The following is a 16,690-nucleotide window of genomic DNA, read 5'->3' on the forward strand; positions in this document are numbered from 1 at the left end:
CAATAAACGAACCAATTTTTTAATGGTTCAAAAGAGATTTAAAAAAGCGGTAGTAAATGAAGGGGTTACAGCAACGTATTGTTACAGATGCAAGCGGCATCCTGAGACGATAAAGGCCAGAAAAGAACATGAAACGCACAAAAACAGTGCAAATAGCGCACTACAATAGTGCCATTGTTAATTTTTTGCACTATAAATGATAATAATAAGTTAACAAAAAGTAATAAATAAGGCGTGCTTACGCCTGAAAATGGCCCCCTTGCGAGGGCCGCGAAAGATTAAGGAACAGGCTGCCAAAGCGTCGCAGCCGCAGTCGGCGCCCAGTCAGACTGAGAGGTATGCCCCTGCACGCAGCGATACTGTGTGCCGTTATACGTGACAATTTCTCCAGTCTTATAGCGCGTACCGACTTTCCACTCGCCTTCCGGCTCAGGCGTTACAGACCCCTCTTTCGTCGTGGCTTTAAGTGGTGTACTGGCGAGAGACTGATGACCTTTAGCATTTTCGGCGATCACCTGGTAGCTGTAGGTTGTTCCCGCGCGCAGGCCGCTGTCGAAGATCTGCGTTCCGCTTACGGTGAGTAACTCCGCCCCATCGCGTAGTACGTGGTATTTCACCGCGTTGTCTACCGCATTCCATTTCACCGTCAGGCTGTTTTCCGTCGAAGAAACCAGGGCCAGGCCGCCTGGCGCGTCAGGACGTCCCTCTTCGACCTGTACGGTTTCTACCTTAACCACGTTGCTGCTTTCAGAGATATTGTTCGCTGCATCACGTGCTTTCACGCTGTAGTGGTACACCACACCGCCGGTCTCAACCGCATTATCGGTCCACTGGGTGTCCGTTGAAGACCCGACTTTGATGTCATTACGGTAGATGTCATATCCCACTACGCCACGGTCATCGGTGGAGGGCTGCCAGGCAAGGGTGATAGTCAAGCCATTGTTCAGCACCTTCAGTCCTGCTGGCGCAGTTGGCGCGACGGTATCCTGCGGGCGTTCAGGTGACATCAGGTCCGCGCGCTCTTTCATTTCATTGAAATAGTCAACCTGCTGCGGGATGGACAGCTGCTGATCGTTTGAACCCAACGTCCAGATAAAGAACCCACCATAGCCGTTTTCCGCCTGCCAGCCCGCACGGTTTACGTTGTTCTGTCGATTTTCAACAAAGCGACCTTCTGGCCCCCACTGGGAGTTGATGGTCTGACCGAGAACGATTTTGCTCTTATCACCCACCGCCCGGGCGTAGTTAGCCATCGCCACGTCATACTTAAAGCGTGGGCCGGCATCATAGGCCATGACGTTGAAGAAATCGAAAACGTTTTTCCCCTGCGTCAGCAGCGGCAGAACTTCGCCATGGTGTGAAGAGCGAGCCGTCTCAACGAAGGAACAATTCTCGGTTACCGCGCTGTTGGTGCAGTTCTCCGGGTCAGCACCAACGTGATAGGTGGTCAGGCTCAGCAGCTTTTTGCTGCCGGACGCATTGAGCTTGCTACGAACCCGTTCAGCCAGATCCAGCAGGTTTGCGTTTTCCTCTGGCGTGACGCGATCGGGCTTTTCAAAGTCAAAATCGATGCCGTCAAGCTGAACGGTACCCGCCTTCTGGTAGTTCGCCATATTACATTTGCCTTGCCAGTCGGCGCTCAGGCATTCGCCAACCATCTCTTCCGGCTTCAGGTTCTTTTTATATACCGGGAAGTTGGTATTCAGCAGATTCACCAGATTCTGCGCCAGCGTTTCTCGCGTTTGCGCGTTATTCAGATAAGACCACATCGCGGAATACGTCTCGCCGCCGAGCGCCAGCATCATTTTTTTCTCCGGGTGCGCCAGCTTCAGCTGACTCCACACGACATAGGCTGGCGCATTAATGTACCAGGGATCATATTGTGGTACTGCAACAATATTATCGGAACTGGACAGCTTACCGCTTGCATCCCAGCCACCAAATGAAAGCAGGAACGTATCCGCTTTCACCTCTTTCATATCCTCAACGGACTCGACCGGAACGCCCCAGGAGGTCAGATAGGTGACCGCTCGCGGTGCCTGCGCCGCGAAAGCCGACTGCGCCATTAGTGCGCTACCAATTAACAGAGATAATGTAAGTTTTTTCATCAAAGTTCCTTATTGCTTTGTGATGATAGTCCTGTGGATTACCTCGCAAATTGTCTTTTTTTTTAGCGCCGAGATCGTTGGGGATAATAGAGTGGTGAATCAGGAAACCCTCCGTATTAAATAAGAAATATCTCTCGCATTTATAATAAATACTTCAACGACAGCGCGGGAGAATTCTCGCATCCTGTAAGACGCTTCTTTATTTAATTTTCCCATCTTCACCAATTAAAAAAGATGGCATACCTGTGTTCCCGCTCTTTTATCAGGGAAAATTCAGGAATTAATCACAACTATTATCCAACTAGGGACGCTCTCAATGAAATATGCAACAAACGTGATGCGAAAACAGGGTGGTTTCACCCTGCTTGAACTGCTGGTCGTGCTGATGATTATTGCGCTGCTGGCAGGATTTGTCGGGCCAAAAGTCTTCTCAAATGTCGACTCGGCTAAGGAGAAAACCGCCATGCGCCAGATGCGCTCGCTTGCTGAGGCACTCGGGCAATATCGCCTCGACACCGGCAGTTATCCAACTGAAACACAAGGTCTGAAAGCGCTGACTGAAAAGCCTTCCAACGCGCAAAACTGGAATGGCCCTTATCTTAGCCAGCATGTGCCGTTAGACCCCTGGGGCAATCCGTACCAGTGGCATAACCCCGCCCGGACAAAAGACGCCATTAATGAAGTCGAAATAACCTCCGGCGGTAAAGACGGTAAGCCTGTCACTTACGGGTTCTGAATATGCTGCGCCTGTCCATATATTCGCTGTTTATCTTCAGCGTATTTTCCTGCCGGGCCGATTGCTGGCAGTTGGCGGGAGAACGTTACGGCATTGAGCCAGAGCTATTACAGGCGATAGCGATAGTGGAATCCAACGGTAATACCCGGGCCATCAACAAAAATCGTGATGGCTCAATGGATGTCGGTCTGATGCAGATCAATAGCATTCACTTCGATGCGCTGCGTAAATTTCGTATTAGTCAAAAAGATCTGCTAACCGACCCTTGCCAAAGTGTCATGACCGGCGCCTGGATCCTGGCAGGTCAAATCCAGCGCTTTGGTTATACCTGGGACGCGGTGGGGGCGTATAACGCCGGAACGGCAAATACCCCCCAGCGCCGCGCGCTTCGTCAACAATACATAAAAAAAGTGGCTCCGCATTATGCCCGCCTTAAAAGGCAGAGCCATACACTGTCGCCAAAATGAAACCATATACCGTCACCATCCTCCAGGGGGGGAAACGCGTCAATCAGACCGTACTTGCCGCGTCGCCTGATGATGCCAGTGCCCGCATTATTGCCGGCGGCGGCATCGTTTTGCAGGTACAGGAACGCCCCGCCCGCAAGGAGAAACGCTTTCCACTGAATCTGTTCTTGCAGGAGCTTATCGCTCTGCTGGAAGCCGGGCTGGTCGTGGTCGAGGCCGTCGAAGCGCTGCGCGAAAGCAGCCGCGATGGTGGCACCTCGCTGGTTCTGGATACGCTGGTTAAAAAGCTCTACGAAGGAGCGCAACTCTCCCAGGCGATGATGGCGCTACCAGCACTGTTTCCGCCTCTGCTGATTAACACCGTTGCCTCTTCTGAGCAAACCGGACACTTACCCGAAGCGCTAAAGCGTTTTCAGTTTTACGAATCAAGAATGGAAATTCTGCGCAAGCGGATTAAATCAACCCTGCTCTATCCGACGATTGTCATTGCCGCCGGCGGGATAATTCTGTTCTTTCTGCTCGGCTTTATTATTCCGCGTTTTTCCGTGGTGTTTGACGGGATGAAGAACCCGTCCGCCAGCGCACAGCTTATCCTCTGGTGGGGACGCCTGACGCAAACCCATGGCTCGCTGCTGCTGGCCGGTTGCGCGGCAGCGGTCGCAGGCATCGTGATGGCGGTGCGCAGCCCGCGCCTGCGCCAGCGCGCGCTCGGTTTGTTGCTGCGCATTCCCGCCTTACGCCAGCAGCACCAGCTTTCTGTGCTGGTGCGTTTTTACCGCACGCTGGGCCTGCTGCTGCAGGGCGGCCTTCCCGCGCCAGATGCGCTAATGCTGAGCCGGGAGATCCTGCCCGCCACGCATCGTCAGCAGGTTGAACAGGTTATCCGCGACGTCGCCGCCGGCGAGTCGCTCTCCCGCATGCTGGAAGCCCAGCAGATGACGACTCCTGTCGCCAGCCGCCTGCTGCAGGTCGGCGAACGCAGCGGCGAACTACCTGCCATGTGCGAGCGGATCGCCGCTTTTTTTGATGAATCGCTGGAACGCGCGATTGAAACCTTTAGCAAAATTTTTGAACCGATTCTGATGATGGTCGTTGGCGGCATCGTTGGGCTCGTCGTGTTTTTACTGTACATGCCCATTTTTGAACTGGCAGGAGGATTGCAATAATGTCTCACTCACCGTCTGTAGAACCCCTTTTCGACCTGCCAGACGAGCAGCGCTGTCAGGCGCTGGCGGAACTGCTGGACAGTTTCCCAGGCGCGTTAGAAGAAGCCGCCGGTTCCCTGGGGCTCACGCCGCTCTCACCCACACAGCTCGCCGACAGCGAAGAGGATTTCGAAGCCGTGCCGCTGACCGAATCGCTCAGCCAGCGAGCATTGCCGCTGCGCGTTAACGGTCAGCTCCACGTTGCGCTGGGCGATCCGTTTTCACTGGCGCTGCGCCAGTGGGCCTATAACGTGAATGCGCTCCCCGCGCTCGCCCCGCTCTCTCAGCTTAATGCCCGCCTTGATGAACTGGCAAAACAGCAGCGCACGCTCGATCAGCTGGAGCAGCAGCAGAGTGAAGAGAATAAAGAGGCCCGGTGGCTGGAGATCACCCCAGCAGCCATCGCCAGTGAACCCCATGCCGTCATTAAGCTGGTTAACGCCACGCTGTTTGATGCCCTGCAGAGCCGCGCCAGCGATATTCATCTTTGCGCCGTCGCGGATGGGTTGATGGTGAAGTACCGCATCGATGGCGTTCTGCACAGCATTCGCCACTGCGCCGGGCTTCAGCAGGCGGAGCAGGTGATCTCCCGTCTCAAAGTATTAAGCTGCATGGACATTTCCGAACGACGCACGCCTCAGGACGGGCGCTTTAAGGCGTTGATTCTCCAGCGTCCCGTCGATTTTCGCGTGTCCATCATGCCGGGCGTCTATGGCGAGGATGCCGTACTGCGCGTGCTGGATAAATCTCACGATCAAAACCTGCGCCTGGAGACGCTCGGCTTTGATGAGCACACGCTGGGCGCGATTCGCCAGTTAACCCATCTGCCCCACGGTATGGTGCTCGTCACCGGGCCAACGGGGAGCGGGAAATCCACCACCCTCTATTCAGCACTCAGCGAACTCAACAGTGGTGAATGCAAAATTATCACCATTGAAGATCCCGTGGAGTACCAGCTCAACAGCGTGCTGCAAATTCCGGTCAACGATAAAAAAGGGCTCACCTTCGCCCGCGGCCTGCGCGCCATTTTGCGTCACGACCCGGACATCATCCTGGTGGGTGAGATCCGCGACGGTGAAACCGCCGGCATTGCCGTGCAGGCGGCGCTCACCGGCCACGTGGTGCTCTCCTCGGTTCACGCCAATGACGTCTTTAGCGTACTGGAACGTTTTTTATATATGCAGGTGGAGCCCGCCAGCCTGATCACCGCCCTTAACGGCGTCGTGGCACAGCGGCTGGTGCGCCAGATTTGCCCGGACTGTATTGATGACACCACGCCCACAGATGACCTTCTCGCGGCGTGGCAATCCGGACCGCTGCAGCAGCTCACGCCCCGCTGGCGTCGAGGGCGAGGCTGCGATACCTGCCGCGACAGCGGTTTTCGCGGCAGGCTGGCGCTGGCGGAAGTGCTGCATTTCAGCGATGCGATGAAAGAGGCAATGCTGGCGCGATCGCCCCGGCGCAAGCTAAAGGAAGTGGCGCTGAATGACGGTTTTGTTCCGCTCTCGACCATCGCGCTGCGCGCCGTGGTCGAAGGCAAAACCACCTGGGAGGAGGTGAACCGTGTTATCACTCACTAACACCTGGCAGTGCGATATCTGGCCTCATGCCGTGCGGTTGCGCCGCAACAAGGTGGTTCTCGCCACCCATGAACGCCGGCCAGATGAGCCTCTTGAAGCCGCGCTCGAAACGCTGCTGCGCCTGCGCCCTTCCGTCTTACCGTGGCGTGACGCGGTGGAGTTTCACCTCGATACCGACGATCTGACGTTTTTAATTCAGCCCTGGCATGACGGCGTGACCACACCGCAGGAGCTGCTCCAGCTCGCCCGTCAGCAGGCGGTTCATCGCGCGAGTCCGCCCGTCGACTGGCTGGTCCGCTTCGAGACCCTGAACTGGCAGCAGTCGGCGCTGGCCGCGTGCCTGAAGCAACCTTGCTGGCATCTGCTTGGCGCGCTGGCTCGTCGGGAGCGGCTGCGTTTTCGCGGGGTTGTCACGCCGTTTCAAAAGCTGTTAAGCCACTTCGCCCGCGCCCTGCCGGAAAACGGCCTGTTTGTGGCGATGAGTCCCCACCATAGCCGGATTGCCAGCCGTCAGCACCACAGCTGGCGCGACGTCTGGACACTCACCCTGCCACAGCAGGAGATGGACGCCCAGCTGCGGGTTATCGCCCGGCTAAGCGGAATGCAGGACTGTCCTGGCTACGTCATTCATACCGACGGTGAGCATCACCAGGAAGTCGCGCTACAGGAGAGTCCTCATGACGCCGCTGTTTACGCGTAGTTCCCCGTGGGCCGCACGCACGCTGCTGTTAACCGGACTCCTCTGCTTACCGCTCACCGGTGCCGTGATGTATGGCCTGTTTGAGCACCAGCGCCTTGAGCTGGAGACGTCGCAGGTACAGCAGCAGCTCGCCCAACGGCAGCAGGTGCTGCGCAAGCTGCGTGAAGTGGAGCAGCGCCGGTTGCGCCAGGCTCAGCAACTGCAGGCCGTCCCGCCGGCCATCAAGCTGCTGGACAACATCGGCAGCGTACTGACGCCTGATATTGCGCTCCTGAGTATTGACGTCATTGCCAGTAAAGGCGATGCGCGGCTTACGGTGAATGCAGGCAATCTTGACGCCCTGCTCGCCTTTAGCGAGCGGCTACAGCAGTTGCCGGCGCATGTAGTGCTTGAGAACCATCGCCAGTCGGCGCAGGGCGATCCTGCCTGGCCGATTAACGCGGTACTCGACGTCAAGGTGACGACGGAGGCGCACCATGCGGCTTCAGAATAAACCCGCCGTGCTGCGCTGGCAGGCGGCGTTATTTGCCGGGCGCATCGGAACGGTTCCGCTCGTGCTCGCCGGGCTGCCCGCAGGACTGCTGCTGTTATGGCTTGGCGGCGTGCGGCCGCACACCATTCATTTGCAGGAGAACCTTGCCCGGATCCAGGCGCAGCTACAAACCGCGCTGCCGCTGGATAAACAGCAGCCGGAACTGCAAAGCCGCATCAGCCTCGGAGAATATCAGCAGGTCAGGCTCATTTTTGAGCAGTTCAGGAGCCGAGGGATGAAGGTCGACGCCAGCCGCTATCAGCTGGAAAACGACGACGGCAAAACCGCGCTACGGCTGGATATTCCGCTGCGCGGTGAATATCTGCCGCTGATGGACGCCCTGGAAACGCTAAGCCGCACTTTGCCGTTACGCATTGAGCAGCTAAGCCTGCGGCGCGCCGGGCCATCGGAAAGCCAGCTCAGCGCCACCGTGCAGCTTCGCCTGTTGAAGGAGTCGCCATGAAACTGCCGCGCTATTTACAGCTGGCGCTGGTGCTGACCGCCGGTGCTGTTTTCTGGAGCCAATTTGCCGATGACGAGATATCGCAAGCGCCGCTTGAGGCGCAGCCGGTCTCACGCCCGCGCCCCGCGCCAGCAAAGCCGGAGACGGCTCACGCAACGCGCATCGATCTCTTTTCAACGCCACATAGCAGGGCGCAAGACGCAGCAGAAAAGCCGCCGGAAAACGATCGGCCTGAAGAGGCGACACCAACCGCACCGCCGCTACCGCTTCAGCTCCTCGGTGCCTGGTGGGAAAACCGTCAGAGAATCGTTGTGCTGACGGATGGCAAAGAGACCTGGCCGGTCTGCGAGCGCTGCAGGGCGGACGGCAGGATCTGGATCGGCAGTTCGCCGGTCAACAACTGGATTTTAAAAGCGGTGGCGAACGACCACCTCCTGTTTGAATGGCAGCCCACCCATAGCCAGCAGCGGCTGGAACTGGATGAGCTGCAATCGGAACCGACACATTAATCATGAAAAAAACAATTGCTCTCACTTTTTTGTTGTCATGCGCGCTACTGAGCGGCTGTGCACAACGTGCGGCGCCTCCGGTCCGGGAATCAGTGACCGCCTCGCCGCAGGTGCTGGTTAAGCGGCTTAAGGAGATAGACCAACAGCGCATCGCCAGCCCACAGGATATTGCGCTTCGCGCCGAGCAGGCTGACATCAGCAAAAAGCTGGTAAATGACTATCTGAAAAACGCCGATCTCGCGGTGCGTCAGAACAATTACACCCTGGCGACGCAAATGTGGCGCGATGCGCTTACCTATGAGCCCGGTAACCTGCGCGCCCTGCAGGGCTTACGCAAACTCGATGCCCGTAGAGCGCTGGACGCATTGTATAAGGAGGCGGTGGCTAACAGCACCCGCGACCCGGCACGCGCGCTGCACAAAATCCAGCAGGTACTGGAAGAAGATCCCAACTGGCCCCAGGCGCGCGCGCTGCGCGATCACCTGATGCGTGAGGTGTCGCGGATCAACCAGCCGGAGCAGCGTCTGAACTGGGAACTGCAAAAAACGATAGCGCTTAATTTTCGCGAGCACAGCCTGATGGCCATCTTTAACACCATCAGCCAGATGACCGGGGTCAATATCATTTTTGACAAAGATATTTCCTCCAGCACTACCGGCAGCCTGATAGCCAAACGCACCACTGCGGAAGATGCTATCAACGTGCTGCTGTTGTCGAATAACCTGCGGAAGAAGGTGCTGAACAGCAATACGTTGCTGATCTACCCCGCCACCGCGCAAAAAGAGAAGATCTATCGCGACGTGGTCGTCAAAACCATCTTCCTGGGTTATGCGAAAGCAAAAGAGGTCAACGTCGCCCTGCGCAATATGGTCAAGCTGAAGGATGTGCACGTTGATGAGCGAACCAATTCCGTCACCCTGCGCGGGCCAAAAGAGAACGTGGAAAAAGCGGAGCGCCTGTTAGTGACGCTCGACCGGCCTGAAGCGGAGGTCACGCTAGCCGTTGAGGTGCTGGAAGTAAATACCAACGATCTCGAAGCGCTTGGCGTGAAGCTGCCGCAAACCATCAGTGCGGGTTTTGCGAAAAGTAAAGAAGGTGATTTAAAGGGAAGCGGGATCCCGCTGGGCGACCTGAGCGCCAAAAATATCATGGTCGATATCGACAATATGACCATTGACATGAAAAAGGTGTTGAGCAACGCCAGAGTGCTGGCCAACCCGCGTATCCGGGTGAAAAACAATAAAAAAGCGCTGGTTGATATTGGTCAAACGATCCCGGTACTGACCACAACCGTCAATGACGGGATTTCGCAACAGAAAGTGGATTATCAGGACGTTGGCCTGAAGCTGGAAGTCACCCCGGAAGTCAGTATGGATGACAATATCTCAATGGAGGTGAAGTTCACGCTCAGTGCCCTGGGCGCCGAAGAACCCGGTGAGAACGGAGCAAAGTATTACCGCACCACGAAACGCGAAGCCAATACCACGCTCAGCAGTATGAACGGCGAGACCCAGATGCTGGCAGGGCTGATCAAGCAGGATGAAACCACGACCCAAAAAGGAACGCCGTTATTAAGTGACATCCCGGGGCTGGGCCGCCTGTTTAGCAGCAATTCCGACAACAAAGAGCGCACGGAGGTGGTGCTGTTAATTACGCCGACCATTGAGCGCAACCTCGATTTACCGGGAAGCCACGTCAGTACCATTGAGATGGGTAGCGACGATTTAACGGGCGACAGCATTCAACTGCGCGACCTGCAGCACGACGAGCCGGGCAGCGGGTTTACCGCACCGGCGCTAGCGCCGCCGGCCCATTTCCCTGACCGGGCGGCCACGCTGCCGCCACCGATCCTCGATGAGTCAGAGACGGAAAACGGAGCATCGTAATGCAGCGCCAGCGCGGTTTTACCTTGATTGAGATGATCGTCACGCTGGCGCTACTCGCCACGCTTGCCGCTGCCGCTGCGCCGCTGATGCGTAACTACCATCAGCGGCAGCAGGAGACGCAGCTACGTGAGTCGCTGCGCACGCTACGCGATGCCATTGACCGTTATCACCAGGCAAGCGTGGACGGCATCATTGAGAAAAAAACCAGCGAATCGGGATATCCGCCGACACTAAAAAGCCTGGTGGAAGGCGTCCGGGATAAGACATCGCCCACTGGTGCGATGATCTACTTCCTGCGCCATATACCGCGCGATCCGATGTGCGATTGCGAGGGAAAAAATGATGAAGAGACCTGGCGGTTACGCGCATCCACGCAGCCACCCGGCGATTTCAGCGGCGGCGGGAAAGACGTGTTTGATGTCAGTAGTACCAGTACGGCCAGCGGTCTGAATGGAGTGCCCTATGCGCAATGGTGAAAAAGGTTTTACGCTCATCGAGCTGCTGGTGGTGATGGCGATCATCGCGACATTGATGACCCTGGTCGCTCCACGTTTTTTCCAGCACGCGGACAGAGCCAAAGAGGTGGTGCGCGAGCATAACCTGCATGCGCTGCGCAGCGCGATCGATCACTACCGCCGCGATCGCCTGGCGGGGCCGTACAGCCTGGAGGATCTGATCGAGGCCGGTTATCTGCGCCAGATGCCGCTGGATCCCATCACCAACCGCCGCGATATCTGGGAGGCGAAGACCGATGACGAAGGGCAAATTATTGACGTCGAGACGCCACCTAAACCCGGTCAGGATCATCGCGATGCGTTCGATTAAACAACAGGGAGGTTTTACCTATCTGCTGCTGCTGATTGCGCTCTCCACGCTGGCGTTGTCGCTGCTGAAAAGCCGCGATGAGGTGCAGATGCGTTATCAGGCGCAACAGGAGGCTGAGCTTTTATTTCGCGGGGATCAAATCCGCGCAGCGATACAGGCCTACCGCGGCAACGGTGATGGCTGTTTTCCCGTGCGTTTCGAACAGCTGCTTATTGATAAACGCGGGCGAAAACCGCTTTATCACCTGCGCCAGCACTACGCCGACCCGCTAACCGGGAGTAAAAACTGGGGGATGATCCTCGATCCTCAGGGGCGCTGGATTGGCGTGCGCAGTCTCGGAAAAGGTACGCCACGGAAAAAAGTCGGCTTTCGTCACGATCCAAAACAGTTTGCCAAAGCAAAAACGTATTACGACTGGAAATTTCAGGTAGAGAGCGATCCGCAGGCCCCGCTGCCTGCGGCTTGTGGTCGCTAATGCAATGATGTGGCGAGACCTGATGTCCCTGTCACGTAGTCTGATCTGCCCGGCGTAACGGCACGAATAGGGCAGGCAACAGGCTCTGTGAGATGCTGCCTGCCCGCTTCGCTAATAGACGGCCTTTTTACTGCGCGACGGGAACAGTCACTTTGCTAACCACTAAGGTAATGGTCGCCTTTGCGTCCTCTGCTTTCAGCGGGATTTTATATTCATCCGGCTGGGTAAAGAGCGCCATGTATTTGTCATCTGGCATATCTATGATGACGTCATCGTCTGCGGCGGTGGCTTCGATCCGTTGCAGCAGCTCTGCTTTGGTCAGAGGTTTGTTCCATCCGGCAACAATACGATCGTTTTTAATGTGAATCTCATTACTCTCAAGGACGCAGAGCGCATTTTGCTCACCGCCCTGAAGGCGATAAAGTCGGTTTTCCGTTAAGGTGTCAAGAGACGGGCAGACGACCTCTTTTTGCGAACCCGACTCTGCCAGCGTGTAGCTAAATTTCACTTTCAGGTTATCCCCGTGGCGAACGCCCTGTTTTTTCCAGTCGCCACTGTCCCCGGTGAACATGCGGATCCCGTTGGGGATGATCGTGCTGGCGGCAGCAAAAAAGTCATTCCCGTTAACGGAAAAATAGGGGCGAAGCGTTAAAGATGAATCATTAATAATGGTGATCACCGGAGAGTTAATGGAACGGTAACTCTTTTTCTTATAACGACAGTTTTTCCCGTTTGCCTGTAAGTTGACGCCGTTGTCTTTACTGACAATCATGGCATAGTTGCAGTTAAGGCCGTTTTCAATAGATTCGTTCAGCACCGCACCATTATCGACAACGATATTCATCACGCCGTTATCTTCGTTACCAAACCAGACATGAGGAATAAAATCGCTATCGTAACCCTCTTCATAAATAGCATTCTGAACCCTGATTTTCAGATGGTCAGGGTTTTCAATGTTAATCATACGCGCATAATCACTGGCAAATACTGATGCCGTTGAAAAAGCGCTAAGCATGGCTAATGCTACGACGGTCTTTGTCATGAAAATGTCCTCTTTGAGAAATATAAAAAAGTACAAATTTGCACAACAGTGACCATATCTTAATGTATCAGACAGTAAAACATGACTCTGAATAAAATCATCGTTTATTTGTTTTTAACTCACGAATGCAGAGACAATTCTTATTAATCGCATAACTCGTTCTGCCTTATTTTATTCTGAGGAATGAATATACTGCCTTGCCAGTATTCAGACTGGAAGAGTAGGCTTGAAAGCCATCTCATACTTTGTGCCATAATAAGCGAGACAAAAGATGGTTCAATCAATTAAACAGACACCTGAAAAAATTCGGGTTTGTGTGCGGACGAACTCTTTTTTACTCGAAAAGGGTCTTGCGGAATTAGCACGCTATTACTTTATCGCCCGAGACAAAATGCTCTGCATTATTGATGCAGACACATTTGGTACGAAGACGCATCTGGTGAAGTATCTGGAGTTCATCAGGAGAATAAAACCCGACATGCTTGTTTTGATCACCGGTCATCTCCCCCGGAGCGAACAGCATGCATGGTATGTAAAAGCAAATGAATCCCTGGCGGGCTGGCGTGACACCATTGATGCCATGAACTTTATGCTCCCCAATCTCGACAATATTATTGACCATTATAAAAGGAGGAAGGCAGGTGAAATTAAGTTTTTGTATCAGGACGAATATGATGGCAAAGATGGCCGACGTGAGTGAGGCTGAATTAGTTTATGCGCTGATGACAACAGGAAAGCTGTTCGGCGTGAAAATACCGGCACCGTTACCCGGCAGACATAACGCAAAGACACGTCGTTTTGATTACAAAGAGGCTCTGGATTTTGCTGAAGAAGTGAAAATTTCCCGAGGCAACAAAAGGCAGGACTGATAATGCAATAATACGCCATGCTTTTAAGCGACAGGTTTATCACGACACGCCTCATCGTTATAACAGAACCGTTTGGCTGGCCTGGCGTTTTCCTTCAACATTGCAAGTGCAATACCAATCACCTCAGCATACAAGCAATCATTAATACGCCTGGCATACTCAAGTTTTTTACTCAGGTAATGACTGAGCGAAACATGATCAATTTTTATACCCTGCAAAGATAACTGCGTGGCGGCATCACCAATGAGTAGTGATGCTTGCTTTTCAGGATAAGCATTTTTCATGCATGCGAGCCTCTTTTTCGTTAAGAACCAGCTAACAGGATCATAGAAAAACCCATACCCAGCTTACAACATTACCTTAGACTGAATTAACGAACCCACCTGTCAAAATGCTGAATCCAGCATTACTTTTAATTCCCGTATTTATTAGCATCACGCTAACACAGGCATTCCCCCCATTAGCCGTCAAATTATTGAACCATGATACAGAACAGTTTGCCAAAGCGGAAAGGGCCTGTGATGTGACCTTCCGGGGGAAAAACGAACCGCAGGTCCCGTTTCCGGGAGCCTGCGAGAGGTGAATTACGCTACACTGATATAAGTGTTAATGGTTAACACTGGTAGCGTTTATTTGACGATATTAACCGGGTCGGAATAGGCTGTACCGCCTGTTCTTTGCGACCCCAGAGTACCGCGTGGGGTAACACTTACCCGGATATCTTTCAAAAATCCATAGGCTTCTTTTATGTATAACGTTTTACCGGTCTCTCCGTCTAAATTCCGATAACGGCCGCTAAATTCATCCCATGAAGCCCACTGATATAACGAGTTATCCTCACCACTGCCATTAGCATTGAAGATATAACTGGCCTCAATTGTATTACCCACCCGGGCTTCATTCTCAATATGAAGTTGGCTGACAGAAGGTGTACCCGCATCTGTAACCCTGAAATACCCGTCGTTAAATACCTTAGCACCTGAGCCGCCAGCGCTGCCCCTTGGCGTGACCGAGACATAAAGATATAACCCGTACTGACCGCGATCGGTCTTCAGCGTTCTTCCGGTTGCACCAGGAATAGGTGTCGGAGATTTATCGTAACTGTTCTGAGACCAGTACCATTGATACTGCGTTCCGCTCTCATCGCCTCCGCCGTTGGCTTGATAAACATAGTCCACCGAGATTTGGTTTCCATATACTGGATCGCCCTTAATCTTCACATCGCTCGCGGAAGGTGTACCCCGAATCGTGACCGAATCTGATTCAAGCCGCACTGATGGGTTATGGCTATCGATAATTTCTACGCTCACCTTTTGGTTTATCAGCGTGGTGTCTGTCAACTCAAGTGATGCGCTGTCCACCGTGGTATTGGCGCTCGAACGGTAGATTGTGCCATTAACCTTCCAGTTGACTGTTGCCGTACTAAACCCGGAACCTTTGCCTATCGTTAGGGTGTAGCCTATTTGTGGCGTACCCGCGATCCAGGGTTTTTGCGCCATCACCTTAACGGTCGCTTTAAGCGCGCTTAACTCAACTCGGTCTACAACAGGCGTGACAGTATAGGTATCAGCACGTGTTCCTTTTACATTGAACGGATAGTTTCCTTTTTCAGTCTCAACAATTCCCCCGCTGTTAGTATGGATCAATCCTCCATTGTTTCTCCCCTGACTATCGGCCAGCACGGCGCCGATTCGTCCCGTCAGGCCACTGACAGGGTTACCAAACTTATCCTTCATCGCAATCAGCATGGATAACTGATTGCCAACGACCATCGTGTCACTGACGGGGGTCAGACTCGACTTCGCGTAATCAATTTGCCCTACACTGAGCTGTAACGTTTTCGAATCCTTCACTGACTCGCTGACTTTCGCTGTGAGGGTATAGCCTCCCATTGCACCAAACCCTTTTTCCGGTCTGATGGTAGCCACGGCGGTGGCAACACCATTGCTGCCCGTTGTTGCGCTTTCTGGCGTTATCACCATCCAGTCCGGATGGTTGCTACTAAACGTGACCACAGCGCCAGGCATCAGTACTCCGCCTTTATCCTTTGCCGTTACCGTGAGCGTGACAGGTTCGTCCACGCGTGCAGTCGATGCCATCGTAAGTTCAACGCTACCTGCAACCGGCGGCAGGGCAATCGAGGAGGAATCCTCAACGTTGTTTTCCGATTTCGCGGTCACGACCAGATTTTCCGCTTTTACTGTACCCATTTGCAGCGTCAGCTTAGCCACCCCAGAGTTGTTGGTCATTGTATCGCTCTGGCTGTCGATTTTTGTCGCCAGTGCCCCTGGGAAAATCCAGTTTACAGCCGTATTTGGCACTGGATTGTTAAAGCTGTCGAACATCGCTATCTGCCAGGTGGCATGAGTGACACCGTCCGCCTGAACACTTTCCGGCTCGTCGACAAAAGTCACCCGGTTGACCTTTCCTGGCACAAAGTTAACCAGAACAGATTTTGCGTGTAACCAGTTATCGCCAATGGTCGCGTTTACCTGAAACTCCCCGGCTTTCTGGCTGGTCTGACTGACGGTGACGGTGCCGTCCTTCCCGGTCTCTGCCGTTGCCGGAATGATGACGCCGGTTCCGGCATCAAAACTCACTGCCTGTCCTGCAACCGGGTTCTCGTGGGCGTCTTTCACCGTCACCCTGACGCGCGTSGTGTCCGTCCCGTCTGCYGCGGCGTTATTGTCGATCACCTCCAGCGCGCTGACTTTTGCCGTGCTGCTGTCAGCCGTGAACGTCACCTGGCCAGACTTCGCCTGCGTCCAGTTATCGCCGGTGGTGTCCAGCGCGCTGACTTTTGCCGTGCTGCTGTCAGCCGTGAACGTCACCTGGCCAGACTTCGCCTGCGTCCAGTTATCGCCGGTGGTGGCCTCCACCCGGAACTCCCCGGCCTTCAGGCTGGTCTGGCTGACGGTGACGGTGCCGTCCTTMTCCGTCGTTGCCGTTGCCGGAAGGATAACCCCCTCGCCGGCCCTGAAATTCACCACCTGCCCGGCAASCGGGTTCTCRTGGGCGTCTTTCACCGTCACCCTGACGCGCGTCGTGTCCGTCCCGTCTGCCRCGGCGTTATTGTCGATCACCTCCAGCGCGCTGACTTTTGCCGTGCTGYTGTCAGCCGTGAACGTCACCTGGCCWGACTTYGCCTGCGTCCAGTTATCGCCGGTGGTGGCCTCCACCCGGAACTCCCCGGCCTTCAGGCTGGTCTGGCTGACGGTGACGGTGCCGTCCTTCTCCGTCGTTGCCGTTGCCGGAAGGATAACCCCCTCGCCGGCCCTGAAATTCACCACCTG

The 16,690-nt window shown here is 54.5% G+C and carries 18 protein-coding genes; 14 read left to right on the plus strand and 4 right to left on the minus strand.

Annotated features, from left to right (window positions below):
• Positions 1-278: 278 nt before the first annotated feature.
• Positions 279-2,108, minus strand: a complete 1,830-nt coding sequence (locus A6013_RS14580; RefSeq protein WP_069733310.1) for a glycosyl hydrolase family 18 protein — start codon at positions 2,106-2,108, stop codon at positions 279-281.
• A gap of 316 nt (positions 2,109-2,424) precedes the next feature.
• Between A6013_RS14580 and gspG the strand changes: the two genes are divergently transcribed.
• The 12 genes from gspG to A6013_RS14640 all read left to right on the plus strand — a co-directional run bounded on the left by gspG (position 2,425) and on the right by A6013_RS14640 (position 11,486).
• Complete coding sequence (gene gspG / locus A6013_RS14585; RefSeq protein WP_045630682.1) at positions 2,425-2,844, plus strand: type II secretion system major pseudopilin GspG; 420 nt, start codon at positions 2,425-2,427, stop codon at positions 2,842-2,844.
• Between the two features lie 2 nt (positions 2,845-2,846).
• Entirely contained in the window at positions 2,847-3,311 is a 465-nt protein-coding gene (locus tag A6013_RS14590) for a lytic transglycosylase domain-containing protein (protein ID WP_032644836.1), read from the plus strand.
• Positions 3,308-4,477 (plus strand): type II secretion system F family protein, encoded by a 1,170-nt coding sequence (locus A6013_RS14595; protein ID WP_069733311.1) that lies wholly within the window; start codon positions 3,308-3,310, stop codon positions 4,475-4,477. Before A6013_RS14590 ends, A6013_RS14595 begins: the two co-directional genes overlap by 4 nt.
• Complete coding sequence (locus A6013_RS14600; protein WP_028012059.1) at positions 4,477-6,096, plus strand: GspE/PulE family protein; 1,620 nt, start codon at positions 4,477-4,479, stop codon at positions 6,094-6,096. Before A6013_RS14595 ends, A6013_RS14600 begins: the two co-directional genes overlap by 1 nt.
• Positions 6,080-6,796: a hypothetical protein gene (locus tag A6013_RS14605; protein ID WP_069733312.1), complete on the plus strand. Its 717-nt coding sequence runs from the start codon at positions 6,080-6,082 to the stop codon at positions 6,794-6,796. The genes A6013_RS14600 and A6013_RS14605 overlap by 17 nt, the downstream gene beginning before the upstream one ends.
• Positions 6,774-7,289 carry a hypothetical protein gene (locus A6013_RS14610; RefSeq protein ID WP_069733313.1) on the plus strand — a complete coding sequence of 172 codons (516 nt, stop codon included), beginning with the start codon at positions 6,774-6,776 and terminating at the stop codon, positions 7,287-7,289. Before A6013_RS14605 ends, A6013_RS14610 begins: the two co-directional genes overlap by 23 nt.
• Complete coding sequence (locus A6013_RS14615; RefSeq protein ID WP_028012056.1) at positions 7,273-7,791, plus strand: hypothetical protein; 519 nt, start codon at positions 7,273-7,275, stop codon at positions 7,789-7,791. Before A6013_RS14610 ends, A6013_RS14615 begins: the two co-directional genes overlap by 17 nt.
• The gene (locus A6013_RS14620) at positions 7,788-8,300 is read left to right on the plus strand and encodes a hypothetical protein (RefSeq protein ID WP_028012055.1); all 513 of its coding nucleotides are present in this window, start codon (positions 7,788-7,790) and stop codon (positions 8,298-8,300) included. The genes A6013_RS14615 and A6013_RS14620 overlap by 4 nt, the downstream gene beginning before the upstream one ends.
• Positions 8,301-8,392: 92 nt before the next feature.
• Positions 8,393-10,186: a secretin N-terminal domain-containing protein gene (locus A6013_RS14625; RefSeq protein WP_254677889.1), complete on the plus strand. Its 1,794-nt coding sequence runs from the start codon at positions 8,393-8,395 to the stop codon at positions 10,184-10,186.
• The gene (locus A6013_RS14630) at positions 10,186-10,662 is read left to right on the plus strand and encodes a type II secretion system protein (RefSeq protein ID WP_028012053.1); all 477 of its coding nucleotides are present in this window, start codon (positions 10,186-10,188) and stop codon (positions 10,660-10,662) included. The genes A6013_RS14625 and A6013_RS14630 overlap by 1 nt, the downstream gene beginning before the upstream one ends.
• Positions 10,649-11,011 carry a type II secretion system protein gene (locus A6013_RS14635; RefSeq protein WP_080339181.1) on the plus strand — a complete coding sequence of 121 codons (363 nt, stop codon included), beginning with the start codon at positions 10,649-10,651 and terminating at the stop codon, positions 11,009-11,011. Before A6013_RS14630 ends, A6013_RS14635 begins: the two co-directional genes overlap by 14 nt.
• Positions 10,998-11,486, plus strand: coding sequence for a type II secretion system protein (locus A6013_RS14640; RefSeq protein ID WP_045259774.1), 489 nt, complete (start codon positions 10,998-11,000; stop codon positions 11,484-11,486). The genes A6013_RS14635 and A6013_RS14640 overlap by 14 nt, the downstream gene beginning before the upstream one ends.
• 127 nt (positions 11,487-11,613) lie before the next feature.
• On the opposite strand, the gene A6013_RS14645 is transcribed toward A6013_RS14640, so the two are convergent.
• On the minus strand, positions 11,614-12,528 hold the full coding sequence (locus A6013_RS14645; protein ID WP_069733315.1) for a hypothetical protein: 915 nt from the start codon (positions 12,526-12,528) through the stop codon (positions 11,614-11,616).
• Between the two features lie 271 nt (positions 12,529-12,799).
• Between A6013_RS14645 and A6013_RS14650 the strand changes: the two genes are divergently transcribed.
• Together A6013_RS14650 and A6013_RS14655 are read left to right on the plus strand one after the other, a co-directional pair.
• Complete coding sequence (locus A6013_RS14650; RefSeq protein ID WP_069733316.1) at positions 12,800-13,228, plus strand: hypothetical protein; 429 nt, start codon at positions 12,800-12,802, stop codon at positions 13,226-13,228.
• The gene (locus tag A6013_RS14655; RefSeq protein ID WP_254677890.1) at positions 13,203-13,397 is read left to right on the plus strand and encodes a hypothetical protein; all 195 of its coding nucleotides are present in this window, start codon (positions 13,203-13,205) and stop codon (positions 13,395-13,397) included. Before A6013_RS14650 ends, A6013_RS14655 begins: the two co-directional genes overlap by 26 nt.
• Positions 13,398-13,420: 23 nt before the next feature.
• Here the strand turns inward: A6013_RS14655 and A6013_RS14660 are convergent, their stop codons facing one another.
• Both A6013_RS14660 and A6013_RS14665 read right to left on the minus strand, forming a co-directional pair.
• Complete coding sequence (locus A6013_RS14660; protein WP_069733317.1) at positions 13,421-13,681, minus strand: hypothetical protein; 261 nt, start codon at positions 13,679-13,681, stop codon at positions 13,421-13,423.
• 345 nt (positions 13,682-14,026) lie between these two features.
• The coding region (locus A6013_RS14665; RefSeq protein WP_139128231.1) for an Ig-like domain-containing protein at positions 14,027-16,690 on the minus strand (2,664 nt) is incomplete at its 5' end.

This window comes from Enterobacter sp. IF2SW-B1, from assembly GCF_001743375.1.
GTDB classification, from domain to species: Bacteria; Pseudomonadota; Gammaproteobacteria; order Enterobacterales; family Enterobacteriaceae; genus Enterobacter; species Enterobacter bugandensis.